This window comes from Streptomyces cavernicola (genome assembly GCF_029968035.1).
GTDB classification, from domain to species: Bacteria; Actinomycetota; Actinomycetes; order Streptomycetales; family Streptomycetaceae; genus Streptomyces; species Streptomyces cavernicola.
Map to the genome: position 1 here is coordinate 1 of NZ_JASCIQ010000007.1, position 26,653 is coordinate 26,653.

At 73.7% G+C, this 26,653-nt stretch carries 21 protein-coding genes; 11 read left to right on the forward strand and 10 right to left on the reverse strand.

What is annotated here, in order from left to right:
• Positions 1-624: 624 nt before the first annotated feature.
• Together QIS96_RS08515 and QIS96_RS08520 are read right to left on the reverse strand one after the other, a co-directional pair.
• On the reverse strand, positions 625-1,503 hold the full coding sequence (locus QIS96_RS08515; protein ID WP_282541820.1) for an AraC family transcriptional regulator: 879 nt from the start codon (positions 1,501-1,503) through the stop codon (positions 625-627).
• 293 nt (positions 1,504-1,796) lie between these two features.
• Complete coding sequence (locus QIS96_RS08520; protein WP_282541821.1) at positions 1,797-3,236, reverse strand: dihydrolipoyl dehydrogenase family protein; 1,440 nt, start codon at positions 3,234-3,236, stop codon at positions 1,797-1,799.
• Between the two features lie 157 nt (positions 3,237-3,393).
• On the opposite strand from QIS96_RS08520, the gene QIS96_RS08525 reads away from it, so the two are divergent.
• Entirely contained in the window at positions 3,394-3,795 is a 402-nt protein-coding gene (locus QIS96_RS08525) for a thioredoxin family protein (protein ID WP_282541822.1), read from the forward strand.
• Positions 3,796-3,895: 100 nt separating this feature from the next.
• Here QIS96_RS08525 and QIS96_RS08530 read toward each other — a convergent pair whose 3' ends face one another.
• Positions 3,896-5,332 carry an aldehyde dehydrogenase family protein gene (locus QIS96_RS08530; RefSeq protein WP_282541823.1) on the reverse strand — a complete coding sequence of 479 codons (1,437 nt, stop codon included), beginning with the start codon at positions 5,330-5,332 and terminating at the stop codon, positions 3,896-3,898.
• Between the two features lie 140 nt (positions 5,333-5,472).
• Positions 5,473-6,552 carry a LacI family DNA-binding transcriptional regulator gene (locus QIS96_RS08535; protein WP_282541824.1) on the reverse strand — a complete coding sequence of 360 codons (1,080 nt, stop codon included), beginning with the start codon at positions 6,550-6,552 and terminating at the stop codon, positions 5,473-5,475.
• A gap of 200 nt (positions 6,553-6,752) precedes the next feature.
• Here QIS96_RS08535 and QIS96_RS08540 point away from each other — a divergent pair, with 200 nt between their 5' ends.
• A complete protein-coding gene (locus tag QIS96_RS08540; RefSeq protein WP_282541825.1) occupies positions 6,753-8,171 on the forward strand; it encodes an amidase in 1,419 nt (472 codons plus the stop codon).
• Between the two features lie 13 nt (positions 8,172-8,184).
• Here QIS96_RS08540 and QIS96_RS08545 read toward each other — a convergent pair whose 3' ends face one another.
• The 5 genes from QIS96_RS08545 to QIS96_RS08565 form a co-directional block, all read right to left on the reverse strand.
• The gene (locus QIS96_RS08545) at positions 8,185-9,282 is read right to left on the reverse strand and encodes a DUF6183 family protein (RefSeq protein ID WP_282541826.1); all 1,098 of its coding nucleotides are present in this window, start codon (positions 9,280-9,282) and stop codon (positions 8,185-8,187) included.
• A gap of 27 nt (positions 9,283-9,309) precedes the next feature.
• Positions 9,310-9,543 carry a hypothetical protein gene (locus QIS96_RS08550; RefSeq protein ID WP_282541827.1) on the reverse strand — a complete coding sequence of 78 codons (234 nt, stop codon included), beginning with the start codon at positions 9,541-9,543 and terminating at the stop codon, positions 9,310-9,312.
• 131 nt (positions 9,544-9,674) lie between these two features.
• The gene (locus QIS96_RS08555) at positions 9,675-10,094 is read right to left on the reverse strand and encodes an SRPBCC family protein (protein WP_282541828.1); all 420 of its coding nucleotides are present in this window, start codon (positions 10,092-10,094) and stop codon (positions 9,675-9,677) included.
• A gap of 54 nt (positions 10,095-10,148) precedes the next feature.
• Positions 10,149-11,159 (reverse strand): aldo/keto reductase, encoded by a 1,011-nt coding sequence (locus QIS96_RS08560; RefSeq protein ID WP_282541829.1) that lies wholly within the window; start codon positions 11,157-11,159, stop codon positions 10,149-10,151.
• A gap of 219 nt (positions 11,160-11,378) precedes the next feature.
• Positions 11,379-13,751: an excinuclease ABC subunit UvrA gene (locus QIS96_RS08565; protein WP_282541995.1), complete on the reverse strand. Its 2,373-nt coding sequence runs from the start codon at positions 13,749-13,751 to the stop codon at positions 11,379-11,381.
• Between the two features lie 172 nt (positions 13,752-13,923).
• Between QIS96_RS08565 and QIS96_RS08570 the strand changes: the two genes are divergently transcribed.
• The 7 genes from QIS96_RS08570 (at position 13,924) to QIS96_RS08600 (ending at position 22,576) form a co-directional block, all read left to right on the forward strand.
• Positions 13,924-14,400, forward strand: coding sequence for a type II toxin-antitoxin system PemK/MazF family toxin (locus tag QIS96_RS08570; protein ID WP_408907148.1), 477 nt, complete (start codon positions 13,924-13,926; stop codon positions 14,398-14,400).
• Positions 14,401-14,629: 229 nt separating this feature from the next.
• The gene (locus tag QIS96_RS08575) at positions 14,630-16,591 is read left to right on the forward strand and encodes a serine/threonine-protein kinase (protein ID WP_282541831.1); all 1,962 of its coding nucleotides are present in this window, start codon (positions 14,630-14,632) and stop codon (positions 16,589-16,591) included.
• A gap of 267 nt (positions 16,592-16,858) precedes the next feature.
• Positions 16,859-18,145, forward strand: coding sequence for an ergothioneine biosynthesis glutamate--cysteine ligase EgtA (gene egtA / locus QIS96_RS08580; RefSeq protein ID WP_282541832.1), 1,287 nt, complete (start codon positions 16,859-16,861; stop codon positions 18,143-18,145).
• Complete coding sequence (gene egtB / locus QIS96_RS08585; RefSeq protein WP_282541833.1) at positions 18,142-19,521, forward strand: ergothioneine biosynthesis protein EgtB; 1,380 nt, start codon at positions 18,142-18,144, stop codon at positions 19,519-19,521. The genes egtA and egtB overlap by 4 nt, the downstream gene beginning before the upstream one ends.
• Positions 19,521-20,339: an ergothioneine biosynthesis protein EgtC gene (gene egtC, locus QIS96_RS08590; RefSeq protein WP_282541834.1), complete on the forward strand. Its 819-nt coding sequence runs from the start codon at positions 19,521-19,523 to the stop codon at positions 20,337-20,339. Before egtB ends, egtC begins: the two co-directional genes overlap by 1 nt.
• Positions 20,336-21,295 (forward strand): L-histidine N(alpha)-methyltransferase, encoded by a 960-nt coding sequence (gene egtD / locus QIS96_RS08595; RefSeq protein ID WP_282541835.1) that lies wholly within the window; start codon positions 20,336-20,338, stop codon positions 21,293-21,295. Before egtC ends, egtD begins: the two co-directional genes overlap by 4 nt.
• Positions 21,296-22,357: 1,062 nt before the next feature.
• The gene (locus QIS96_RS08600) at positions 22,358-22,576 is read left to right on the forward strand and encodes a dodecin (protein ID WP_282541836.1); all 219 of its coding nucleotides are present in this window, start codon (positions 22,358-22,360) and stop codon (positions 22,574-22,576) included.
• 18 nt (positions 22,577-22,594) lie between these two features.
• Here the strand turns inward: QIS96_RS08600 and QIS96_RS08605 are convergent, their stop codons facing one another.
• Positions 22,595-23,083: a phosphatase domain-containing protein gene (locus QIS96_RS08605; protein ID WP_282541837.1), complete on the reverse strand. Its 489-nt coding sequence runs from the start codon at positions 23,081-23,083 to the stop codon at positions 22,595-22,597.
• A gap of 59 nt (positions 23,084-23,142) precedes the next feature.
• Between QIS96_RS08605 and QIS96_RS08610 the strand changes: the two genes are divergently transcribed.
• On the forward strand, positions 23,143-24,189 hold the full coding sequence (locus QIS96_RS08610) for an MsnO8 family LLM class oxidoreductase (protein ID WP_282541838.1): 1,047 nt from the start codon (positions 23,143-23,145) through the stop codon (positions 24,187-24,189).
• 65 nt (positions 24,190-24,254) lie between these two features.
• Positions 24,255-26,651, forward strand: coding sequence for an excinuclease ABC subunit UvrA (locus QIS96_RS08615; protein WP_282541839.1), 2,397 nt, complete (start codon positions 24,255-24,257; stop codon positions 26,649-26,651).
• Positions 26,652-26,653: the final 2 nt, after the last annotated feature.

Consider the following 26,653-nt stretch of genomic DNA (forward strand, 5'->3'; position numbering starts at 1 on the left):
CTGCTTCGCAAGGGACGGTGCGGCCACCTTGGTGGTCGTCGGTTGCTCGCTCATGGGTTCCTCGGAGTTCGAAGGAGTTCGGGGCGTGCTTCAGCGGGAAGTCGGGCTCCGCGAGAGGGGGTTGGGGCAGCACGCTGGTCCGCGCATCCGGCTGCCGACCCGGCACCGATCGGGCATCCCGTCACGGGAATGCCGTACGCGGACGGAAGTGCTGGCGTGGCGGTGCGGGCGAGGTGCACCGGGTGGCCGGGTGGGCCAAGGCCAGACCGTAAGCCATGAACGGGGAATTGAAAACCGTCGGTTCGCCGGGGCACCCCCGGCACGTCACCGGCGCCTCACCGGGTTTGAGCAGATGTATGAAACCGGCTGCTCGGGCCTCTTGCATCTGTCCATGGTGCGGGCGAGCGGCCGCTCCTAGGTTCGCTGTACGCGGGAAAGCGCCGGGTGATCCCCGGCGCTCCCGTCAGTCAGGGCGGCCCCGCCGGGGCCCGGCGAGACCTGGCACTCCCAGTCCCACGTAAACCTTGCGCACCCGCCTCTCCAACCCACCCTCCACACAGGTCGGTTGACGGTTCCGGCGGCGGCCCGCCCGCCGTACGCCTCCGTAAAGTCCCCTCAGTACCCTCAGTCCCCGTCCCGCTCCACCGGGATCCACAGTTCCGCGTCCGCATGCGTGCCGTCCTCGGACAGCCGAGTGCGGGACAGCGAAGGGCCCGGCCGGCTGCGGTACGGGTTCGACGGGAACCACTGCGTGTACACGTCCCGCCACAGGTACTGCACCGCCTGCGGGAACACGCCCGACGACTCGAACACCGCCCAGGCCCCCGCCCCGACGTCGAGGCTCTCCGAAGCGCCCGGCACCTCCACCTCGCTCACGAGGCCGTGGAAGTAGTCGAGTTCGGTGCCCTCGGCGTCGTCGGCGGAGTGGTTGCTCACGGCGGCCACGACACCGCCGGGCTCCCCGTCCGCGTACTCCTCCCAGCGCGCCAGCGTCTCCTTGCCGATGCTCTTGACGAACTCCACGATCGCCGGGTTCATCCCCTCGTAGACCAACGGGACCCGGGCCCCCCTGCCGACGAGCCTGAACGCGTCCTTCTCCACTACCCGGTACCGCATGCTGCTGCTCCCTTCGACGATCAGCCGGAAGGACATCCGGGGCTGGGAGTGCAGGGCCGCGCCCGTCCGCCGCGCCTCGCCGGGGCCGACCCCGTGCACGGCGCGGAAGGCACGCGCGAACGCCTCGCCCGAGCTGTAGCCGTACCGCACCGCGACATCGAGCAACGTCCGCTCCCCCGCGAGCACTTCGGCCCCCGCGAGCGTCAGCCGCCTGCGGCGGACGTACTCGGAGAGCGGCATGCCCGCGAGCGCGGAGAACATCCGCCGGAAGTGGTACTCCGACGTCATCGCGATACGGGCCAGCTCGGCCGCGTCGACGGACTCCTCGGGGTGGCCCCCGATGCGGCCCTCGATGTGGTCCATCGCCTGGTTGAGCCGCTCCAGCACTCCTGGCCGTCCTTCCCTCACTGACCCCCACGCTAGGGACGCCCCACCGTGCCGCACCCGACAACCTGTGCCCGCTGCGGTCGGGGCGCACCGCCCCGCCGCCACCCTGTCGCGCCGCAGTCCCGCACTCCTGCAATCTGCGGCCTACGGGTCCGACTCCCTCTCCGACAGGGGTACTTGCGGCCGAGGAGAACACGGCGGCCGGTCGTACCCGTACTCGTATCCGTATCCGAATCCGAGCCCGAGTCCCGACCGGCCGCCGTCGCCGTCGCCGTCGCCGTCGCCTACCGGGCCTAGCCCCGGTAGGCCTCAAGGAGCCGCAGCCACACCTCGCTGATCGTCGGGTAGGCCGGCACCGCGTGCCAGAGGCGTTCCAGGGGGACCTCGCCGGCGATCGCGATCGTCGCCGCCTGGAGCATCTCGCCCGCGCTCGGCCCCACGAACGTCGCGCCGAGCAGGATCTCCCGGTCCAGGTCGACGACCAGGCGGGCGCGGCCCGTGTAGCCGTCGGCGTAGAGGCCGGCCCCCGCTGCCGAGGCCATGTCCTGGTCGACGGCGCGGACCCGGTGGCCCATGGCCTCGGCCTCCGCGGCGGAGAGGCCGACGGCGGCGACCTCCGGGTCCGTGAAGACGACCTGCGGCACGGCGGCGTGGTCGGCGGTGGCCGCGTGGGCGCCCCAGCGGTCGGTCTCCAGGATCGGCGTGCCGGACGCTCGCGCGACGATCGCGGCCCCCGCGATACGGGCCTGGTACTTGCCCTGGTGGGTCAGGAGCGCGCGGTGGTTGACGTCGCCGACCCCGTACAGCCAGGTGCTGCCCTCCACCCGGCAGCTGTCGTCGACGCTCAGCCACGAGCCGTCCGGGAGGCCCACCGATTCGAGGCCGATGCCGTCGGTGCGCGGGGCGCGGCCGGTGGCGAAGAGGACCTCGTCGGCCTCGACCTTCGAGCCGTCGTCGAGGGTGAGTGTGACGATGTCGCCATCGCGGGCGACGGAGGTCACGGAGACGCCGGTGCGGACCTCCGCGCCCGCCTCGCGCAGCGAGTCCGCGACCAGCTCGCCCGCGAACGGCTCCATCCGGGGCAGCAGGCCCTCGCCGCGTACGAGCATCGTGACCTGGGCGCCGAGGCCCTGCCAGGCCGTGGCCATCTCGGTGCCGACGACGCCGCCGCCGACCACCGCGAGCCGGCCCGGCACCGCGTGCGCGCTCGTCGCCTCCCGGCTGGTCCAGGCGCGGGCGCCCGGCAGGCCCGGCAGGTCGGGCAGGACGGCGCGGCTGCCGGTGCTGACGACGACCGCGTGCCGTGCCTTCAGGGTGTGGTGCTCGCCCTCGGGCGAGGTCACCTTGACCTGCTTGGGCCCGTCGAGGCGTCCCTCGCCGCGGTAGAGGCGCGCGCCGACCGAGTCGAGCCAGCCCGCCTGGCCGTCGTCCTTCCAGTGGCTCGTGTACGCGTCGCGGTGGGCGAGGACCGCCGCGGCGTCGAGCGGGCCCTGCACCGCCTGGCGCAGGCCGGGCACGCGGCGGGAGTCCGCGCGCGCGATGACGGGGCGCAGCAGTGCCTTGCTCGGCATGCACGCCCAATAGGAGCATTCGCCGCCGACGAGCTCGCTCTCCACGACCGCGGTGCTGAGGCCCGCCGCGCGGGTGCGCTCGGCGACGTTCTCGCCGACCGGGCCCGCGCCCAGGACGACGACGTCGTACTCGGTGGCTGCTGTTGCGTGTGGCTGTCCCATAGGCGCCAGTCTTCCCGCATGTGTGCGCGCGGGCCACAGGGGCAGGGGCATCGGTGTCCCGCGTTCCGGGTGCGCACAGGCACCGGAATAGGGAGCTGACCCGCACCGTTGTGCGGGGCAGTACCACGCACCCCCGACCGCGAAGAGGTAGGTCAACTTGAGCACCCAGGAACTCACCAAGGAGAACTTCGACGAGATCGTCACCGGGAACGATTTCGTCCTCATCGACTTCTGGGCGTCCTGGTGCGGCCCTTGCCGCCAGTTCGGCCCGGTCTACGAGGGTGCGTCGGAGCGCCACCCCGACCTCGTCTTCGGCAAGGTCGACACCGAGGCGCAGCCGGAGCTCGCGCAGGCCTTCGGCATCCAGTCGATCCCGACGCTTGCGATCATCCGCGACAAGGTCGCGATCTTCGCGCAGCCGGGCGCGCTGCCGGAGGACGCCCTGGAGGACGTGATCGGCCAGGCCAGGAACGTCGACATGGACGAGGTGCGCAAGCAGATCGCCCAGGAGCAGGCGCAGCAGGCGCAGGGCGAGGGCCAGCAGCAGCCCGAGGCCTGAAGCGCCCCCTTCTCGTAGGCCGGGCCCGGATCGCATTCCGGGCCCGGCCTTCGTGCGTACGGAGCCTTCGTGCGTACGTGACCTGTTCTGGGCCGTGTCCTCAGAACGGGTACGTGGCCGTGTCCCCGCGCACCGTCGTCCAGCGCAGCTCGGTGAACGCCTCCAGGTTGGCCTCGCCGCCGAAGCGCGCGCCGGTACCGGAGGCCGCGATGCCGCCGAAGGGGGCGACGGCCTCGTCGTTGACCGTCTGGTCGTTGATGTGCGCGATGCCGGTGGGGACGCGGTCGGCGAGGGCCAGGCCGCGCGCGACGTCGCGGGTGAGGATGCCGAGCGAGAGTCCGTACGGGCTCGCGGCGGCGAGGGCGGCGGCCTCGTCCTCGGTGCGGAAGGCGCGGACGGGCGCGACGGGACCGAAGACCTCCTCGCGGTACGCGGGGGTGTCGTCGTCGACGTCGGCGAGGACCGTCGGCCGGTAGCAGAGGCCGACGTGGCTGCCGCCGGCGGCGAGCCGGGCGCCACTCGCCGTGGAGGCCTCCACCAGGCCGTGCACCTTGGCGAGTTGGCCGTGGTCGATGAGCGGGCCGAGGTGCACCGGGTCGCGGTGCGGGTCGCCGACGGCGAGCGAGTCGGCCTTGGCGGCGAGGCGGTCCACGTACTCGTCGTAGAGGGAGGCGTGCACCAGGTGGCGGCCGGTCGTCATGCAGATCTGGCCCTGGTGGAAGAAGGAGCCCCAGGCGGCGGTGGAGACGGCCGCGTCGAGGTCGGCGTCTTCCAGGACGAGGAGGGCGGAGTTGCCGCCCAACTCCAGGTGGGCGCGCTTGAGTTGGCGTCCTGCGGCCTCTCCGACGGCGCGGCCGGCGGCGGTGGAGCCGGTGAAGGAGATGACCGGGACGCGCGGGTCCGCGACGAGGGCCTGTCCGGTCGCGGCGCCGCCGGGCAGCACCTGGAGGAGGCCCTCGGGCAGGCCGGCCTCGGCGAAGACCGCGCCGAGCGCGAGGCCGCCGCAGACCGCGGTGCGCGGGTCGGGCTTCAGGAGTGCGGCGTTGCCGAGGGCGAGGGCGGGCGCGACGGAGCGGATGGAGAGGATCAGCGGGGCGTTGAACGGGGCGATGACGCCGGTCACGCCGACCGGGACGCGCCGCGTGTACGACAGGCGCGGGGCCTCGCTGGGCAGCACCTGGCCCGCGGGCCGGGAGGCGAGCGCGGCGGCCTCGTAGCACTCCTGGGCGGCGACGTGCAGTTCGAAGTCGGCCTTGCCGGGGACGGAGCCGGACTCGCGGACCAGCCATTCGCGCAGTTCGTCGGCGTGCGCGGTGAACAGGTCGCCGGCCCGGCGCAGTACGGCCGCGCGCGCGAAGTGCGGGGTGGCGGCCCAGGCGCGCTGTGCGGCCTGCGCGGCTTCGGCGGCCGCGGCGACGTCGTCGCCGTCGGCGAGGTCGAGCGTCCCGAGTTCCTCGCCCGTCGCCGGTTCCCTGACGGTGTGCGCACCGCCGAGCAGCGGGTGCGGCTGCCAGGTCTTCGGGTCGAGTAGCGGCATGCCGGTTCTCCGTTCCACGAATTTGGTTAAGCGTGCAACATCCTAGCCATGCGGCACGTGCCGGGAGCCGTGCGGGAGGACCGTCTTTGAAACCTCAACTCCCTTATGTACAAGGAGAGTTGAGGCAGGAGAAGCAGGCCTCAGGTGGAGTCCCTCGGCACCGCCTCCGCACCGAGCAGCCGATGGACCTCCGGGTCGCCGGACGGGTCGCGCACCGCCCGGTCCACGAGCTCCGCAAGCCGCTGCCCGGAGGGGAGTTCCATCCGGACGGTGCTCAGGCGGGGCCGCAGGAGCCGGCCGAGCAGCAGGTCGTCGGCGCCCATGACGGCCGTCTCGCCCGGCACGTCGACGCCTGCGTCCTGCAGCGCGCGGAGCAGCAGCATCGCGTACTCGTCGTTGTACGCGAAGACCGCGTCGAGCCCCGACTCCCGCCAGCGCGCGGCGAGTTGGGCCGCCGACTGCTCGTTGTAGCCGAGCTCCAGGGGGACCACGCGGGCCCCGGCCGGCTCGGCGGCGGCGCGCACGCCCGCGAGGCGGGGCACGGAGAACGTCTCGAAGCCCGGCTCGCGCGGCACGACCACGCCGATGCCGCCGCGCCCCCGGTCGAGGAGGTGCGCGGCCGCGCACCGGCCGACGGTGCGCTGGTCCATGAGCAGCGCGTGCGCCCCCTCGACGCGCTGCGGCCCGAGCGTCACGACGGCCTTCGCACCGGAGCGCTTGAGCACCTGCACGCCGCGCGGGGTGAGCGTGCCGTCGCCGGGCGCGAGGACGGCGACGGGCCGCAACTCGGCCCAGGCGCGGGCCGCTTCGTCACCGCTCGTCCCGAGGCTGCCGAACTGCACCACGGTGTAGTCGAGCCGGCGAAGCGCCCACTGGAGCTCGTTGAAGAAGTGGCGGTAGAGGGCGCCCACGGGCATGGACGGCGCGGGCATCAGGACCATCCGGCTGTGCCCGGCGCGCAGGCTGCGGGCGGCGGCGTGCGGCACGTACCCCAGCTCGTCGGCCGCCTCCCGGACGCGGCGCCGGGTCGGCTCGCTGATCCGTACGGAGGTCGCGTTGTTCAGGACGTACGAGACGGTGGCGCGGGAGACGCCGGCGAGGCGGGCCACGTCCGCGCTGGTCGGCACCGGCGCGGGGGACTGCCGCGCCCCGGCGCGCGCGAGATCGGACGCGCTGTCCGCGTCCCGCCGTACTGACTGCTGCTCCGGTATGTGCGCCATGAGCCCCGCATCCTCGCAGACGCTCGCCAGGAGGGCGCGGGCCGGTACCCGTACCCCCGGTTACCCGGCTGCCACCTGCGCCAACTCCCATCCCCTCGTACCCATTTCGGCCGCTCGCCGCTAACGTTCGTGCGTACGAACGAGTAACCGCCAGGCATGACCGAGTCCCGTCGAACCGAGTCCCGTCGAGAGGCACCCCCATGACCCCCGACCGCCCCGCAGGTCTCGTACGCAGCGCGCGGGCGCTCGCCGACGGCGACGTGTCGTCGCGGGAGCTCGTCGAGCGCGCGCTCGCCCGGATCGAGGCCGCGCAGCCGAGCCTCAACGCCTTCCGGCTCCTTCGCCCCGAGGCCGCGCTCGCCGAGGCCGAGGACGCCGACGCCCGGCTCGCCGCGGGCGAGCGCCTGCCGCTGCTCGGCGTGCCGGTCGCCGTCAAGGACGACATGGACGTGGCCGGCACGCCGACCGCGTTCGGCTGCGCCGGCGACTTCCCGGTGCGGACGGCGGACGCGGAGGCGGTACGGCGGCTGCGCGCGGCGGGCGCCGTCGTCGTCGGCAAGACCAACAGCAGCGAGCTGGGGCAGTGGCCGCACGCCGAGGGGCCCGCGTTCGGCGACACCCGCAACCCGTGGAACACCCGCCACACGCCCGGCGGTTCGTCCGGCGGTTCGGCGGCCGCCGTCGCGGCGGGGCTTGTGCCTGCGGCGCTCGGCTCGGACGGCGCGGGCTCGGTGCGCATCCCCGCGGCCTGGACGCATCTGGTCGGCGTCAAACCGCAGCGCGGCCGGATCTCGACCTGGCCCGACCCGGAGGCCTTCCAGGGCATCACCGTCAACGGGCCGCTCGCCCGGACCGTCGCGGACGCGGCCCTGCTCCTCGACTGCGCGAGCGGCAACCACCCCGGCGATCTGCACCGGCCGCCCGCCCTGCGCCTGAGCGACGCGGTCGGCCGCGAGCCCGGCCGGCTCCGCATCGCCCTGTCGACCAGGATGCCGTTCACGGCCACCCCGAAGCAGCTCAGCGGCGAGGTGCGGGCCGCGGTGCACGGGCTCGCCGACCGGCTCGCCGCCCTCGGCCACGAGGTCGAGGAGGCGGACCCGGCGTACGGCCCCATCGGCCTGACCTTCGTGCCGCGCGCGACGGCCGGGATCGCCGAGTGGGTCGAGCGCGTGCCGGACCCGGCGCTGCTCGACCCGCGCACCCGGGAGTCGGCCCGGCTCGGCCGCGCGCTCAGCCGCACGCTCGGCGGTGCGCCGCTGCGCTGGGCCCGGCGCGCGGAGGCGGGCCTGCACCGGCGGGTCGGCGCGGTGTTCCGCCGCTACGACGTGGTGCTCGCGCCGACCACGGCCGCTCCCCCGCCCCGCGTGGGCGCCCTCGCGGGCCTTGACGGCCTGGCCACGGACCGGGCGATGATCGCGGCGTGCCCGTACGCCTGGCCGTGGAACGTCCTCGGCTGGCCCGGCGTCAACGTGCCTGCGGGCTTCACCGCCGACGGCCTCCCGCTGGGCGCCCAACTCCTGGGCCCGGCCAACAGCGAGCCGCTGCTGATCTCCCTCGCCGCCCAACTGGAGGACGACCAGCGGTGGTTCGAGCGGTGGCCCACCGCGTACGGGGCATGACGGGCGGGTCCGCTCAGTCCGTGTCCGTCGCCGCGAGGACCGCGAGGCGGTGGCGGTCGTCGGTGACCGCGGCGAGCCCGAAGTCCCAGGCCACCTGCTCGAACCAGGGCGCGTCCGACTCGAAGCCGTACCAGGCGCAGGCCCGGACGCATCCCTCCAGGTCCGCGAACTCGGCCCCTTCCTCGGCCCCGGCGAGCGCGCCCAGGGACTGCCACGCTTCCAGCCGGCCGTAGGCGCCCTGCACACCGGAGTTGTACGCCCCGCCGGAGCAGGCCGCGCCGAACAGCGCGCGCCAGGCGTACGCCGGGTGCACCGGCGTGACGGAGAGCGCGGGGCGGCCCTTCCTCCCGTCGCCCGCCAGGCAGTGGAGGCCCAGGGAGCGGAGTGCGCCCGGTATCGCGTCCTCGGCCAGGGGCTGGTCGAGGAGGAACTCCCGTGCTTCGACACGGCCGTTGGAGCCCTCGGTCCAGTTCCGTGCGGCCGTGCCGATGGACCGGGCCACGGCTTCGGTCGTCGTCTCCGAGGCGTGCGGGACTTGCGGGGTACGGGTGCGCGCGCGGGTGCGGGCGTCCCCGCCGGCGGGTGGTCGGTCGCCGTCGGTCTCCAGGTCCGAGCGGGTCAACGGCAGTCGGCCCAGCGGGTGGTAGCGCCAGTGCCGGGACGTCGCCCAGGCCTCGGCGGCCGGGATGCGGCTCAACTGCACGTCCCTGAGCACCAGTTCGTGGACGAGGCAGGCTCGCAGCTCCTCCGAGGCGTGTCCGGTGAAGGCGGCCGCGAGATGCTCGGGCGGCTGCTGGAACGCGAGGAGCGCTGCGGTGCTGCGATCAAGGGCCCGGCCCGCGACCTCCGGCGCGCGGACGAGCCGCAGAGCCTGGACGACGCCCGCGCGGCCGGGGGTGGCGGCGACGAGCCGCAGTACGTGGTCGAAGACGCAGCGGTACGGCCAGGGTTGACGCCCGCCGGGGCGGAACGCCTCGGTGAGCGCGATGCCGAAGTCTGCGGTCAGGGCCACGTCCCCGTACGCATGGACGTGCTCGGCGAATGCCCACACGGCGTGGATGTCCTGCATCTCGTGGAGTCTGGCGACGATCTTCGCTGTCCATTCGGTCACGGGGCCGAGCCTAGAAGGCAGGGCCCTTCAGACCCCGTCCGCCATAGCGATCAGCACCCTGCGGTGCACCCGCTTCAGCCCGCTGACGAGCGTGACCAGGATCAGCGCGAGCAGCAGCACGGAGGCCGGTGGCGGCGGCCACATCGTGAGTTCCGCGCCGACGGCGAGCGCGACCAGGCCCGCCAGGGTGGCGCGGGACCGGGGTCGGTGCGGTGAGCGCGGCTGTGACGTCGGCCAGGAGCGGATCGCCGGCAGGGGCACGACGAACACCCGACGCGAAGGCGTCCGGGTATGCCGCAGCCCCGGGCACGCTGGTGCGTGTCCGGGCTTGCGTGGTACGGCAGTCGGGCCTCGTACGCCCGGGTGCCCGGTGCGGGCTTGTGCCTGTGGGGTCAGGCGGACAGCTTCTGGTGGAGGGCCTCGAGGCCGTCGCGGTAGATCCCGGCGAAGAGGTCTTCCGCTTCCTCGTCGCTGACGCCGTCGGGGTTGAAGCGGCCCGACCACTGGACCTCGGCGACGTCGTCCCGGCCGGGGAGGGTGTGGACGCGGAGCGTGGAGACGTACCCGTTGACGGGGAACGGGGCTTCGAGGATGGCGTAGCTGTAGTGCCGCTCGGCCTCGTCGAAGCCGACGAGACGCTCGACGATCACTTCGCCGTCCGGGTTGGCGAGGCGACGGACCCGGCCGCCTTCGAGAGCGGTGCTCTCGGGGATGTACGGGAGCCAGTCGGGGAGGGCGTCGAAGCCGCCGATGAGGTCCCAGACCTGCTGCGGGGGTGCGGGTACGACGCGGCTGACGGAGGTGGATGCCATGGGTCTTGCTCCAGGTTCAGGCGTGGGGGTGCGGAGAAAGGAGGGTGCGGGTGCTCAGGCGTTGTTCGGGAGCGGGGCGGCCGGGCTGACGAGGCCGGCGGCGCGCAGGCCGGTCCAGAAGGCGGCGGGGATCTTCTCGTTCAGGGCCGCGGTGTCCTCGGCGATGCGGCTGGGCCGGGTCGCACCGGGGATGACGGCGGCGGCCGCCGGGTGGGCGAGGGAGAACTGCAGGGCGGCGGCCTTGATGGAGATGCCGTGCTCGGCGGCGAGCCCCTTCAGGCGGGTGACCTTCTCGATGATCTCGGCCGGGGCTTCCTGGTACTCGAAGTGGGCGCCGCCGGCGAGGACGCCGGAGCTGTACGGGCCGCCCACGACCATGTCCACGTTCTGCTGCTGCGCCATCGGCAGCAGTCGCTGCAGGGCGTGCTCGTGGTCGAGGAGGGTGTAGCGGCCGGCGAGGAGGAAGCCGTCGGGCTGCGGCTCGTCGAGGGCGAGGGTCATCTCGATGGGCTCGGTCTTGTTGACGCCGAGGCCCCAGGCCTTGATGACGCCCTCGTCGCGCAGCCGGGACAGGACCCGGAACGCACCGGTGCGGGCCTCCTCGAACTTCTGGACCCAGGCGTCGCCGTGGAAGTCCTGCGCGATGTCGTGGACCCAGACGATGTCGAGGCGGTCGGTGCCGAGGCGCTTGAGGGATCCCTCGATGGAGCGCTCGGTGGCCTCGGCCGTCCACTCGTGGAGGATCTTGTTCGGGTTGCCGTGCTCGAACAGGCCGCCCTTCTCACCGAAGTCGGGGGTCTCGGTCTCGTGCTCGTCGAGGATGACGCGGCCGACCTTGGTGGACAGGACGTACGAGTCGCGGGGCCTGGTGGAGAGGACCTCGCCGAGGCGCTCCTCGGCGAGTCCCGCACCGTAGAAGGGGGCGGTGTCGTAGAGGCGGATGCGCTGGTCCCAGGCGGCTTCGACGGTGGCACGGGCCTCGTCGTCGGGGATCGCGCGGAACATGTTGCCGAGCGGGGCGGTGCCGAAGCCGAGCTTGCCGGGGAGGATTTCCTTGAGCGACATGTGAGTACCTTTGCGGGGGGATGGCCCGCGTTCGCATTTACCTGCAAACGCGCCTTACACGCAGAGACAATACTTGCAGACGCCGACTAATGCAAGGGCGGGCTGCTCGCGTTCTTCGCAGAAGGGACACAACGACCGAGGGCGGGCCGCAGAGCGACAACCGGAACCCGGTCAACTCCCCACAGCCCGCCCTCCGTTGAGAGCTCCACTCAGCTCCGCTCAGCTCCCCACGTACTCCCCCAGCGCCTGCCCCGTGAGCGTCGACCCGTCCGCGACCAGCTCCGCGGGCGTGCCCTCGAAGACGACCTTGCCGCCGTCGTGGCCCGCGCCGGGGCCGAGGTCGATGATCCAGTCGGCGTGGGCCATCACCGCCGGGTGGTGCTCGATGACGATCACCGACTTGCCCGCGTCCACCAGACGGTCGAGGAGCCCGAGCAACTGCTCCACGTCGGCCAGGTGGAGACCGGTCGTCGGCTCGTCCAGGACGTACACGCCGCCCTTGTCCGCCATGTGCGTGGCCAGCTTGAGGCGCTGCCGCTCGCCGCCGGAGAGCGTGGTGAGCGGCTGGCCGAGGGTGAGATAGCCGAGGCCGACGTCGGCGAGCCGCTCCAGGATCTTGTGCGCGGCCGGGATGCGGGCCTCGCCCGCGGCGAAGAACTCCTCGGCCTGCGCCACCGACATCGCGAGGACCTCGCTGATGTCCCGGCCGCCGAAGCGGTACTCCAGGACCGGGGCCTGGAACCGCTTGCCCTCGCACTCCTCGCAGGGCGTCGAGACCCCCGCCATCATCGCCAGGTCGGTGTAGATCACGCCCGCGCCGTTACACGTGGGGCACGCGCCCTCGGAGTTGGCGCTGAACAGGGCCGGCTTCACGCCGTTGGCCTTGGCGAAGGCCTTGCGGATGGGCTCCAGGAGACCCGTGTACGTGGCCGGGTTGCTGCGCCGCGAACCGCGGATCGGCGTCTGGTCGACGGACACCACGTCCGCCGAGGCCGGCACCGAGCCGTGGATCAGGGAGCTCTTGCCGGACCCGGCGACCCCGGTGACGACGCAGAGCACGCCGAGCGGCACGTCCACGTCGACCTTGCGCAGGTTGTGCGCCGTGGCCTTGCGGATCTCCAGGGCGCCGTCCGCCTTGCGCACCGTGTCCTTGAGCGCGGCCCGGTCGTCCAGGTGCCGTCCGGTGACGGTGCCGCTCGCGCGCAGCCCGTCGACGGTGCCCTCGAAGCAGACCGTGCCGCCCTCCGTACCGGCGCCGGGGCCGAGGTCGACGACGTGGTCGGCGATGGCGATGGTCTGCGGCTTGTGCTCCACGACCAGCACGGTGTTGCCCTTGTCCCGCAGGCGCAGGAGCAGGTCGTTCATGCGCGCGATGTCGTGCGGGTGCAGCCCGGTGGTGGGCTCGTCGAAGACGTACGTGACGTCGGTGAGGGAGGAGCCGAGGTGGCGGATCATCTTGACGCGCTGCGCCTCGCCGCCGGAGAGGGTGCCGGAGGGCCGGTCGAGGGCGAGATAGCCGAGGCCGATCTCCACGAACGAGTCGAGGGTCTGCTGCAGCGCGTCGAGCAGCGGCGCGACCGAGGGCTCCGCGATGCCGCGCACCCACTCGGCGAGGTCGCGGATCTCCATCGCGCAGGCGTCGGCGATGCTCTTCCGCTTGAACTTCGACGCGCGGACGGCCTCGCTGAGCCGGGTGCCGTCGCAGTCGGGGCAGGTGGTGAAGGTGACCGCACGCTCTACGAAGGCCCGGATGTGCGGCTGCATCGACTCCTTGTCCTTGGCCAGGAACGACTTCTGGATCTTCGGGATCAGACCCTCGTACGTGAGGTTGACGCCGTTGACCTTGACTTTGACCGGCTCCCCGTACAAGAAGGCCTGGAGTTCCTTCTTGGTGTACTCGCGGATCGGCTTGTCCGGGTCGACGAAGCCGGACTGGGCGTAGACCTGCACGGTCCACTGGCTGTCGGACTTCCAGCCGGGGATGGTGAAGGCGCCCTCGGAGAGCGACTTGGAGTCGTCGTACAGCTCACTGAGGTCGATGTCGGAGACCGAGCCGCGGCCCTCGCAGCGGACGCACATGCCGCCGGTGCGGCTGAAGGTGACCTTCTCCGTCTTCGTCTTGCCCGCCCCCTTCTCCACGCGGAAGCCGCCGCTGGCGGAGACGGAGGCGGTGTTGAAGGAGTACGCGCCGGGCGGGCCGACGTGCGGCTTCGCGAGGCGGCTGAAGAGGATGCGGAGCATCGCGTTGGCGTCGGTGGCGGTGCCGACGGTGGAGCGCGGGTCGGAGCCCATGCGCTGCTGGTCGACGATGATCGCGGTGGTGAGCCCGTCGAGGACGTCCACCTCGGGGCGCGCGAGCGCCGGCATGAAGCCCTGCACGAAGCTGCTGTACGTCTCGTTGATCAGCCGCTGCGACTCGGCGGCGACCGTGTCGAAGACCAGGGAGCTCTTGCCGGAGCCGGAGACGCCCGTGAACACCGTGAGGCGGCGCTTCGGGATCTCGATGCTGACGTCCTTCAGGTTGTTCTCGCGCGCGCCGTGCACCCGGATCAGATCGTGGCTGTCGGCCGCGTGCGGCTCGGTCTTCGCCATGGTGGTCGTCTCTCCGTCCGTCCGCGGGGCGGTGTGCACGCCCCGGCTGCTCCTGCCCGTCACATTAGGGGCGCGGCGCGGCCGGTGCTTCTCCATTCCTGACCTACTTCGTGACCGGTGTTCCTGACGGCATTCCTGACCGCCGGGACCCCTCCCGAGGCGACCGCCTAACCTGCCCTGCGTGACGACCTTCAGCGAAGACCGCCGTACCCCCGACTCCCCCGACTCCCCCGGCCGCAGCGGCCCTTGGGCCACCGTGGAGGCCGCGCCGCACGAGGTGCGCGCGGTCCGCACGGAGTACGCGCCCGCCCACGACGGCGACCCCGACCCGGGCGAGATCATCTGGACCTTCGTGCCGTACGAGGAGAACGACGGCCGCGGCAAGGACCGGCCCGTCCTGATCGTGGCCCGCGAGACGGCCGGCACCGTGCTCGGCGTGCAGCTGTCCAGCCGCCGGCACGCGGGCGACCGCGAGTGGGTGCCGCTGGGCAGCGGCCCCTGGGACAAGTCGGGCCGCGACTCCTGGGTGGACCTGGACCGGGTGCTGCGGGTGCACGAGCAGGGCATGCGCCGCGAGGCCTGCGCCCTCGACCGGATGCGCTTCGACCTCGTCGTGAAGCGGCTGCGGGAGCGGTACGGCTGGCGGTGAGCGCGGCGGGCGGACGGCGGTGCGCGCTCGCGGCCCGGTGATCGCCGCGCGCCGCCGTACGTCGTAAGGTGAGTACCGCTCAGCTCCGAACCACCGTCCGTGAGTGGCGAGTTGGGAAGAACCGGGCCGCCCTCGCAGGCGTCGTGACCATCGGTGTGGCGCACACGCCGACAGACGCAGCCGGGCGGGCCACGGCGCCAGGCCGGACGATCAGGGGGAACAGACCGCGATGACCAGTGCGACCGGCGGGGGCGACGCGCACACCGAGGGCGCGGGCGGCGTCAAACCGCTCACCGCGGCGGACCCGACCCACTTCGGGCCCTATCTGCTGCTCGGCCGGCTCGGCGCGGGCGGCATGGGGCGGGTGTACCTGGCCCGTTCGGAGAGCGGCCGCACGGTCGCGGTGAAGGTCGTGCACGAGGAGCACGTCACGGACGACCAGTTCAGGGCGCGGTTCCGGCGCGAGATCGGCGCGGCCCGCAAGGTCGGCGCCCGGTACACCGCGCCCGTCCTCGACGCCGACCCGGACGCCGAACTCCCCTGGGTCGCCACCGGATACGTGCCGGGGCTCTCCCTGGAACAGGTCGTACGCGGCCACGGCCCGCTGCCCACGGAGGCGGTGCACGCGCTCGGCGACGGCATGCTGCGCGCGCTCGCGGACATCCACGGCGCCGGGATCGTGCACCGCGACCTGAAGCCGTCCAACGTGATGCTGACCGTGGACGGGCCGCGCGTCATCGACTTCGGCATCGCACGGGCCGTCCAGACCGACGTCGAGTCGATGCTGACCAGCACCGGCATGGTCATCGGCTCGCCCGGCTTCATGGCCCCGGAGCAGATCCTCGGGGAGAGCTCGGGCCCGAAGTGCGACGTGTTCGCGCTCGGCTGCCTGCTGATGTACGCGGCCACGGGCGTGCTGCCCTTCGGCCACGGGGCCAGCAACCAGCACGCCGTGATGTACCGCATCGTCGAGGGCGAGCCGGACCTCGGCAGGCTGGACGACGAGCGGCTGCGCGCCCTGGTCGCCCGCTGCCTGACGAAGGACGTGGCCGAACGGCCCGACGTGGCCGAGCTGTTGGCGGACGAGGAGCGGCTCGCGGCGGTGCCGTCGGGTACGCGGCTGCCCGGCGCGGTCGTCACGCACCTCGCGCAGCAGTCCGCCCGGCTCCTGGACGCGGAGGCCACCACGCCCGTACGCGAGGAGTCCGCACCGCCCGCGGAACGGGAACGGGACCAGGCCCCGGACCCGGACCCGGACCCGGACCGGGCGACGGCCCACCTCGGCGGGCCCAGGCCGAAGCCCGCGGCACCGGCCGGAGCGGCCGGAGCCGCCGGTTCGGAAGAGGCGGCAGGAGCGGAAGGGGCGGCAGAGGCGGCAGGAGTGGCAGGAGCGGCTCTGGCCGAGCCGAAGCGTGTGCGGCGGCGCAGCCCCTGGCTGCTCGCCCTGCCGGTGGTCGCGGTGCTCGCCCTCGGCGGCGGCACGTTCGCCTTCCTCCAGGACTTCGGCGGCCCCGGCGGCGACGACGCGCCCCCGCAGGGCGGCCCGGCCGCCTCGTCAGGCCCCAACTCCCTTTCCAAGCCGAGCAGTTCACCCTCCGGTGACGGCAAGGACGACAAGAAGAAGGACGGCAAGGACAAGGACAAGGACGGCGGCAAGGAGGCGGGCGGCGCCGGCGACGACCAGGGCGAGGCCGGCTCCGGGGGCCCGTCCGGCACGGACTCCGCCGGGTCCGACGGCGACGCGGCGGGCACCGGGGCCGACGGCACCGGCTCCGGAACGTCCACCGGTAGTGACTCCGGGTCGGCGGACGGCGGCGGCTCCGACGGCTCCGGCTCCTCCGACGGCGACGCGAGCGGCGGAGGTGCGGTGCCTGACTTCTTCGTCGACACTTGGAGGTACGCCGAGTCCGCCAACGTCAACAGTCAGCCCGAGACGGTCACGATCTCCGCGGGCGGCTCGGTGCGCATGGTCGTCGATGTGAACGGCTCCAGCTGCTCGTACACGGCCCATGTGACGTCCAAGTCCAACCAGAACACCCGCATCGACATCGGTACGGCGACGCTCACCACCACCGGCGTCCCCTACTGCTACAAGACGAAGGACCCGTCGTACTTCACCGTGAACGGCAGCGGGATCCAGCACAACGTGGGCCCCGCACACAGCGACGGCTACTACTACAAGCGCTCCTGACCGTGTGCCCGCACCGGCGCCCCCGCCCCGGGGAACGCCGGGCGGAACCGCCCCGTGACAGCGGCGGTCGCCGCGCCCCGTGAACGGTGGGCGACGGCGCCGCCAACGGCCGCCCAACGGCGACCGGCCGTCGTCGGGGCGCTCTTGTGCGGACCGTCGCGAGGGTCTTGGGTGGACGGATGCGTCTTCCGGGGCGGTGTGCGCGCACCGTGTGCGCGCACACTCGCGGAGGTCGCCGCAACGGCCTTCGAACAGGAGGAACCGGCCATGAGTGAGGCCGACTGTACGGAGCACGAGACGCTGGTGACCGAGGACGAGGTGGAGGCGCTCGTCCACGGCATCTGCTTCAAGACCGGACCGCCCAGGACCGTGGGCGTGGAACTCGAATGGCTCGTCCACGAGGTGCGCGCCCCCCGACTCCCCGTGACCCCCGAACGGCGCGCGGCGGCCGCCGCCGCACTGCGCGCCCTGCCCCTCGGTTCGGCCCTGACGGTCGAACCCGGCGGCCAGCTGGAGCTGAGCTCGCTGCCCGCCGCCTCCCTGACGGAGTGCGTCGCCTCCGTCTCGGCCGACCTCCGCCTCGCCCGCACCGCCCTCGGCGACCTCGGGCTCGGCCTCTCCGGGCTCGGCCAGGACCCCTGGCACCCGCCGCGCCGCCTCCTCGACGACGCGCGGTACGTCGCCATGGAGCGCTACTTCGACCGCTTCGGGCCCGCCGGGCGCGCCATGATGTGCTCCACGGCCTCGGTGCAGATCTGCCTCGACGCCGGGTACGAGGAGCCGGGCCCGCTCGGGCACGGGCGGCGCTGGCGACTGGCCCATCTGCTCGGCGCGGTCCTGGTCGCCGCGTTCGCCAACTCCCCGTTGGGCAGGGGCCGTTCGACCGGTTGGCGGTCCACCCGGCAGGCGGTGTGGGCGGCCATCGAACCGGGCCGCAGCGCCGCCCCCGCGGAGACCGCCGAGCCCCGCACCGCCTGGGCCCGGCACGCCCTGGACGCCCCGGTGATGTGCGTGCGCACCCCCGAGGGGCCGTGGCTGGTGCCGGAGCGGGTCAGCTTCCGGGACTGGCTGCGCGGCGGCGCGCTGCCCCGGCCGCCGACCCGCGCGGACCTCGACTACCACCTGACGACGCTGTTCCCGCCGGTCCGGCCGCGCGGCCACCTGGAGCTGCGGATGATCGACGCGCAGCCAGGGCCGGACGGCTGGCTCGTGCCGCTCGCCGTCACCGAGGCCCTGTTCGAGGACGCGCAGGCCGCGGAGCGCGCGTACCGCACCGTGAAGCCCCTGGCCGAGCGGGCGCTCGGCGAGGACGGCGAGACCGCCCCGGCGCCGTGCAACCCGCTGTGGCTGGACGCGGCGCGGCACGGCCTGGCCGACCCGGAGCTGCGCGAGGCCGCCGCGGACTGCTTCGCCGCCGCCCTGGAGGCGCTGCCGCGGCGCGGCGCGTCCACGGAGGTGGTGGACGCCGTCGGCGCGTTCGCGGAACGCCATGTCGCGCGGGGCCGCTGCCCCGCCGACGACCTGCTCGACGAAGTGCACGGGAGGACACCTTGAGCACCCCCCTGGACCCGCCCGACGAGGAAGCCCTCCGCACCGCCGCGCGGGCCGCCCTGACCACGGCGAGGGACCGCACCCGGCTGCTCACCACCTGCGTGGACGAGGCCGAACTCACCGCCCAGCACTCGCCGTTGATGTCCCCGCTCGTCTGGGACCTCGCGCACATCGGCAACCAGGAGGAGCAGTGGCTGCTGCGCGCCGTCGCGGGGCGCGAGCCGATGCGGCCCGAGATCGACTCGGTGTACGACGCGTTCGAGCACCCGCGCGCGGAGCGCCCCTCGCTTCCGCTGCTTCCGCCGGACGAGGCGCACCGGTACGCGGCGGAGGTGCGCGGCCGCGCCCTGGACGTCCTGGACACCAGCGCGCTGCGCGGCTCGACCCTGGTGGACGCGGCGTTCGCGTTCGGCATGATCGCCCAGCACGAGCAGCAGCACGACGAGACGATGCTGATCACCCACCAGCTCCGCAAGGGCCCGGCGGCGCTCACCGCGCCCGAACCGCCCCCGGTCGCACGACCCCTGACGGTGCGTGAAGTCCTCGTACCCGGCGGCCCGTTCACCATGGGCACGTCGACGGAGCCGTGGGCCCTGGACAACGAGCGCCCGGCGCACCGCCGCGAGGTGGCGGCGTACTGGATCGACACGGCCCCGGTGACCTGCGGCGCGTATCTGGAGTTCCTGGCCGACGGCGGCTACGACGAGCCGCGTTGGTGGGACCCGGCGGGCTGGGCGTACGTACGCGAGCACGGCCTCGCGGCGCCGCTGTTCTGGCGCCGGGACGGCGGGCAGTGGCTGCGCCGCCGCTTCGGCGTCACGGAGCCGGTGCCGCTGAACGAGCCGGTGCTGCACGTGAGTTGGTACGAGGCGGACGCGTACGCCCGCTGGGCGGGCCGCCGCCTGCCGACCGAGGCCGAGTGGGAGAAGGCCGCCCGGCACGACCCGGCCGCCGACCGCTCCCGGCGCTACCCGTGGGGCGACGCCGACCCGACCCCGGACCTCGCCAACCTCGGCCAACGCCACCTGCGCCCGGCCCCGGCGGGGGCGTACGAGGCGGGCCAATCACCCCTGGGCGTACGGCAGTTGATCGGTGACGTGTGGGAGTGGACGGCGAGCGACTTCCTGCCGTACCCGGGGTTCGCGGCGTTCCCGTACCGCGAGTACTCGGAGGTGTTCTTCGGCGGCGACCACAAGGTGCTGCGCGGCGGCTCGTTCGCCGTGGACCGGGTGGCCTGCCGGGGCACGTTCCGCAACTGGGACTATCCGGTGCGGCGGCAGATCTTCTCCGGCTTCCGCACGGCGCGGGACGCGAGCGTGGACGAGGCTGCGGGGGCCGCGGGGGCCGCGGGGGCCGCGGGCGGGGCGGTGGTGCGCTGATGTGCCGCCACCTCGCCTACCTGGGCCCACCGGAACCCCTCGGCGAGCTCCTCGTCCGCCCGCCGCACAGCCTGTACGCGCAGTCCTGGGCGCCGCGCCGGCAGCGGCACGGGACGGTCAACGCCGATGGTTTCGGGGTGGGTTGGTACGCGGACGGCGACCCGGTGCCGGCCCGCTACCGGCGCGCGGGGCCGGTCTGGGGCGACCTGTCCTTCGCCGACCTGGCGCGGGTGGTGCGCAGCGGCGCGCTGCTCGCGGCGGTACGGGACGCCACGCGCGCGGACGCGGACGGGGAGGCCGCGGCGGCCCCGTTCGCGTACGGCCCGTGGCTGTTCAGCCACAACGGCATGGTGGCCGGCTGGCCCGACTCCCTTGCCGATGCCGCCCGTTCACTGCCGCCGGCCGAGTTGCTGTCCCTGGAGGCACGCTGCGACTCGGCGCTCGTCTGGGCGCTGCTGCTGCACCGGCTGCGGTCCGGGGACGAGCTGCCGCAGGCGCTCGCCGACACGGTCGCCGAGGTCGCGGCCGCCGCGCCGCATTCCCGCCTCAACCTGCTCGTCACGGACGGCACGGTGATCGCGGCGACGGCCTGGGGCGACAGCCTCTGGTACCTGCACGACCCGGCCGCCGGCCGCACGGCCGTCGCCTCCGAGCCGTACGACGACTCCCCCGAGTGGCACGAAGTGCCCGACCGGACACTGCTGACCGCGATCCGCACGGACGTGCTGCTGACCCCGCTGAAGGACCCGGACCCGAAGGACCCCGAACCGCGGAACCCCGACCCGCGGAACCCCGAGCCGAAGGAGCCGATGGCGTGAGCACGTTGCAGTTCACCCGCACCCTGCCCGAGGACGCCACCGGCGCCGCCCTGCGCACCGACGTCCGTACCGGCCTGACCGCCTCGCCGAAGACGCTGCCGCCGAAGTGGTTCTACGACGCGCGCGGCAGCGAGCTGTTCGACGAGATCACCACCCTGCCCGAGTACTACCCGACCCGCGCCGAGCGGGAGATCCTCCTGACCCGCGCCGACGAGATCGCCGCCGCGACCGGGGCGCGCACCCTCATCGAGCTGGGCTCCGGCTCGTCCGACAAGACCCGCCATCTCCTGGACGAGCTGGGCGAGTTGAAGATGTACGTGCCGGTCGACGTCAGCGAGAGCGCGCTGCGGCAGGCGGGCGAGTCACTGCGTGCGGAGCACCCCGCCCTCGACGTGCACGCCCTGATCGCCGACTTCACGGCCCCGCTCACGCTGCCCGCCACGCCGGGGCCGCGCCTGGTGGCATTCCTCGGCGGCACGCTCGGCAACCTGCTCCCCGCGGAGCGCGCCGCGTTCCTGTCGTCGGTACGGGCCCTGCTCTCGCCGGGCGACACGCTGCTGCTCGGCACGGACCTGGTCAAGGACGAGGGGACGCTGGTGGCGGCGTACGACGACGCGGCGGGGGTGACGGCACGGTTCAACAAGAACGTCCTGAACGTCATCAACCGCGAACTGGGCGCCGACTTCGACCCGGCCGCGTTCGACCACGTGGCCCGCTGGGACCGCGAGCGGGAGTGGATCGAGATGCGGCTGCGGGCGCGGGCGGACCTGTCCGTGAAGATCCCGGAACTGGAGCTCGCGGTGGACTTCGCGGCGGGTGAGGAGTTGCGCACGGAGATCTCGGCGAAGTTCCGCGAGGGCGGCGTCCGCACCGAACTCCAGGCAGCGGGCCTCACCCCCACCCACTGGTGGACGGACGAAGCGGGCCGCTTCGCACTGTCCCTGTCACGGGCGTAGCAAGCGGGCCTGAGGCTTTCCGGCTTCCCCCTCCCCACCCCTTCCCGAAAGCCCTACCGGACAGCCCCGGGGGCCAGCCCCCGGACCCCCGCTCCTCAAACGCCGGAGAGGCTGGATTTTGCGGGCTCGGCCTGGATTCAGCCCGGGTTGGACCCGAGGCTGAGGCAGGCCCCGCAAGACCTGGCCTTTCAGGGGCGCGAGGAACTGCGCGACCAGCCACGACGCACCCGGCAGCCGAAAACACAGCGCCGCAGGCTTTCGGAAAGGGGCGGGGAGGGGCAGGCCCCGCAAGACCTGGCCTTTCAGGGGCGCGGGGAACTGCGCGACCAGCCACGACGGCGCCGGCAGCCGAAAGACAGCCGGGGAACGGGGGCGCAGCCCCCATAGCCGTCCGCAGGACTTTCGGGAAGGGGCGGGGAGGGGATAACCACGACGGCACGACCGCCAAGGCCACAGCCGGAGGGAACTGGGCCGGGGCAGCCCCGGGACGGGGGGCGGGGTTGTCCGCAGAGCGGGGCGGGGCCGTCTCCGGAAGCGGGGGCGGGGTTCTCGCCGGAGCGGGGCTGGGCGGCAGCCCCGGCACGGGCGGGGGCGAACGCGGAGCGGGGCGGGGCCACCCCCGGAACAGGGCGGGGTTGTCCACGAAGCGGAGCGGCGGCACCCCCGAAGCCGGGCGGAGGCGTCCCCAGAGCAGGGCTGAGGCATCCCCAAAGCCGGACTGGGGCGGCAACCCGGCACGGTGCGGGGTTGGCCGCGAAGCAGGGCAGGGCCGTCCCCGAAGCAGGGGCGGGGTTGTCCGCAGAGCAGGGCAGGGGCACCCCCGAAACGGGGCGGAGGCCCCCGGAGCGGGGCAGGGCTGGGGCGGCAACCCGGGGCGGTGCGGGGTTGGCCACGAAGCAGGGCAGGGGCACCCCCGAAGCAGGGCGGTGGCACCCCCAAAACAGGGCGGGGCCCCCGAAGCGGGGTGTCAGGGGCTGCCCCTGGCGACGAGTCGCCTCGCGCCACGCCGCCCCCTGGGGCACGGTGGTGGAGTCGTCACCACGCGAAAGGAGTGCGGCCGCCATGTCCGACCACACGTACCGGGTCTCCGAGATCGTCGGCACCTCACAAGAGGGCGTCGACCAGGCCATCCGCAACGGCATCGCCCGCGCCGCACAGACGCTGCGCGGCCTCGACTGGTTCGAGGTGACCCAGGTCCGCGGCCACATCGTCGACGGGCAGATCGAGCACTACCAGGTCGGCCTCAAGGTCGGCTTCCGCATGGAGGACGCGGAGGGCTGAGCTCCGGAGGGGCGGGCCTCAGGTCCGCCCCTCCCGCTCCTGCGCGTCCTTCAACTCGGCCGACGCGTCCGCCCAACGGGCCCGTACGACCCGGAATCCCGCCTGCCGTGCGGCCTCGCAGACCAGTTCGTCGTCGTCGACGAGGACCCGCACCTCGCGGCCGCGGGCGAGGCGGCGCAGCACGTCCAGCTTGGTGTGCCGGGCGGGCCTGCGGTCGCTGTCGCTCCGCATCCAGATCCGCCCCGCCGGCAGCCCGTACCGGTCGAGCCAGGCCTCCGTGTCGGCGCGGCAGCGCTCGGGGCGGCCGGTGAGGTACTGGATCTCGCACTCCTCCGCGTGCTCGCGGACCAGGGCGAGGCCGTCGGCGAGCGGCGGGTCGTCGGGGGCGGCCGCGAAGAAGCCGTTCCAGTCGCGCGGCCTGCCTTGAAGGAAGTGCTGGCGGTGCGCGGTGTCGGCGAGGGTGTTGTCGAGGTCGAACAGGGCCAGCGGCCGGGACACGTCGCTCATCCGGCCAGCGTATCGACGGGTTCGGGAAGTCCGCGCGGCCGTCGGGCGTTGTACGGACCGTGACTTCAGCGACCGCATCGACCCCACCGGCCCCGCCCCCTGCGCTCGCGCGCACGCGTTTCTCCGTGCTCGACCGCTCCCGCACCCTGCGAGGGCAGGACGCGCCCTCCGCGCTCCGCGCCACCGTGGCCTTCGCGCAGCAGGCGGAGGCGCTCGGCTACCACCGCTTCTGGGTCTCGGAGCACCACAGCGTGCCCGGCGTCGCGGGCTCCGCGCCGACCGTGCTCGCGGCGGCGGTGGCGGCGGCGACGCGGACGATCCGGGTCGGCACCGGCGGCGTGATGCTGCCGAACCATCAACCCCTCGTCGTGGCCGAGCAGTTCGGGGTCCTGGAGTCGCTGTTCCCCGGCCGGATCGACATGGGCCTCGGCCGTTCCGTCGGCTTCACGGGCGGGGTGCGCAAGGCCCTCGGCCGGGACAAGGACGACGCCCGCGACTTCGGCGCCCAGCTGCGCACCCTCCTCGGCTTCCTCACCGGCGACCAGACGGAGCACCCGCAGGTGCACGCCCACCCCGCGGAGGGGCTGCGGATCCCGCCGTACGTCCTGGCGATGGGCGAGGGCGCGACGCTCGCGGCGGAGGCCGGGCTGCCGCTCGTCATCGGCGATCTGCGCGGCCGCACCCGCATGCTGGAGGCGATCGGCCGGTACCGCGACGGCTTCAAGCCCTCCGTCTGGGCCGACGAGCCGTACGTGATCATCTCGGGCACCGTCGCCGTGGCGGCCGACAGGGCGGCGGCGCGGCGACTCCTCGTCCCCGAGGCCTGGGCGATGGCGTACTCGCGCACCCACGGCACGTTCCCGCCCCTCGCCCCCGCCGAGGAGATCGAGGCGCGCGAAATGACCGCGAAGGAACGGGAGTTCTACGAGTCGGGCCTCGCCGGACAGGTGCACGGCACCGAGGACGAGGTGGCCGCCGCCCTGGACGACCTGATCACGGCGAGCGGCGCGGACGAGGTCCTGGTCACGACGTCCACGTACGACCGCGACGGCATGCTGGACTCGTACCGGAGGCTCGCCCGCCTTGCCGGTCTCACGACCGCCTAGAATCTTGGGGTTTGTCCAGCGATACGCCAAGACACCGAGACCCCGAGACCCCCGCGGAGCGCCCCGTGACGACCAGTCCGCCGACGATCGGTCCGCAGCCGATCAGTGCCCAGGAGCACGACCCGTACGTCCGGGTGCGCGGGGCCCGTGAGCACAATCTGCGGGGTGTCGACGTGGACGTGCCGCGGGACGTGCTCGTGGCGTTCACCGGGGTGTCCGGCTCGGGGAAGTCGTCCCTTGCGTTCGGGACGATCTACGCGGAGGCGCAGCGGCGTTACTTCGAGTCGGTGGCGCCGTACGCGCGCCGGCTGATCCACCAGGTGGGGGCGCCGAAGGTGGGCGAGATCAGGGGCCTTCCGCCGGCGGTCTCCCTGGAGCAGCGGCGCTCCGCGCCGACCTCGCGCTCCTCGGTGGGCACGGTGACGACGCTCTCCAACTCGCTGCGGATGCTGTTCTCGCGCGCGGGCGACTACCCGGAGGGCGCCGAGCGCCTCGACTCCGACGCCTTCTCCCCCAACACGGCCGCGGGCGCCTGCCCCGACTGTCACGGCCTGGGCCTGGTGCACCGTACGACGGAGGCGCTGCTCGTGCCCGACCCGGCGCTCTCCATCCGGGAGGGCGCGATCGCGGCGTGGCCGGGCGCGTGGCAGGGCAAGAACCTGCGCGACGTGCTCGACGCGCTCGGGTACGACGTGGACCGGCCGTGGCGTGAACTGCCGCAGCGGGAGCGGGACTGGATCCTGTTCACCGACGAGCAGCCGGTCGTCACGGTGCACCCGGTGCGCGAGGCGGGCCGCATCCACCGCCCGTACCAGGGCACGTACATGAGCGCCCGGCGGTACGTGCTGAAGACGTTCGCGGACTCCAAGAGCCAGACGTTGCGCGCGAAGGCCGAGCGGTTCCTGGAGAGCACTCCGTGTGCGGGCTGCGCGGGGCGGCGGCTGCGCCCGGAGGCGCTCGCGGTGACGTTCGCGGGGCGCACCATCGCGGAGTTGGCAGCCCTGCCGCTGACCGCGCTCGCGGCCCTCCTGCGGGAGTCGGACGGCGACGAGACGGCCCGCGTCCTCACCGCCGACCTGCTCGCCCGGATCGAGGTCATCACCGAACTCGGCTTGGGCTACCTGGGGTTGGACCGCTCGACGCCCACGCTCTCGGCGGGCGAGCTGCAACGCCTGCGCCTGGCAACGCAGTTGAGGTCCGGGCTTTTCGGCGTGGTGTACGTCCTGGACGAGCCGTCGGCGGGCCTGCACCCGGCGGACACCGAGGCGCTGCTCACGGTCCTGGACCGGCTGAAGGCGGCGGGCAACTCGGTGTTCGTGGTCGAGCACCACCTCGACGTCGTACGACGGGCCGACTGGCTGGTCGACGTGGGCCCGCGGGCCGGCGAGCACGGCGGGCAGGTGCTGCACAGCGGTCCGCCGGCGGCGCTCGCGGACGTCGCGGAGTCGGCGACCCGGCGCTTCCTGTTCGAGCCGCCGAAGGCGGGGACGCGGACGGTGCGCGAGCCGGACGGCTGGCTGAAGCTGGCCGGGGTGACGCGGCACAACCTGCGGGACGTCGACGCGGAGTTCCCGCTCGGCACGTTCACCGCGGTCACCGGGGTGTCGGGCTCGGGCAAGTCGACCCTGGTGGGCCAGGAACTCCCCCTGGCCGCCGAGGAGTCGACGTCGGTGCGGCGCGTGGTCCAGGTCGACCAGCGGCCCATCGGTCGTACGCCGCGCTCCAACCTGGCCACGTACACGGGTCTCTTCGACGTCGTACGGAAGGTGTTCGCGGAGACGGAGGAGGCGCGGGCGCGCGGGTACCGGGTGGGCCGGTTCTCCTTCAACGTGTCCGGCGGGCGCTGCGAGACCTGCCAGGGCGAGGGGTTCGTCTCGGTCGAGCTGCTGTTCCTGCCCAGTACGTACGCGCCGTGCCCGGACTGCGGCGGGGCCCGCTACAACCCCGAGACGCTCCAGGTCGCGTACCGGGGGCGGACCATCGCCGAGGTGCTCGACCTGACTGTGGAGGCGGCCGCCGAGTTCTTCGCGGACGTGCCGGCGGCGGCGCGCAGCCTGGCCTCGCTGCTCGACGTGGGCCTCGGCTATCTGCGGCTCGGGCAGCCCGCGACGGAGCTGTCCGGCGGCGAGGCGCAGCGCATCAAACTCGCCAGCGAGCTGCAGCGGGTGCAGCTCGGTCGCACCCTGTACGTGCTCGACGAGCCGACGACGGGCCTGCACCCGGCCGACGCGGAGGTCCTGATGCGGCAGCTGCACGGCCTGGTGGACGCGGGCAGCACGGTCGTGGTCGTCGAGCACGACATGGCGGTGGTGGCCGACGCGGACTGGGTGATCGACCTGGGGCCCGGCGGCGGCGACGAGGGCGGCCGGATCGTCGCCGCGGGGCCGCCCGCGCGGGTGGCACGGGCGGCGGGGAGCCGGACGGCGGCGTACCTGGCGGCGGCACTGGAGGCCGGTTCCTGAGG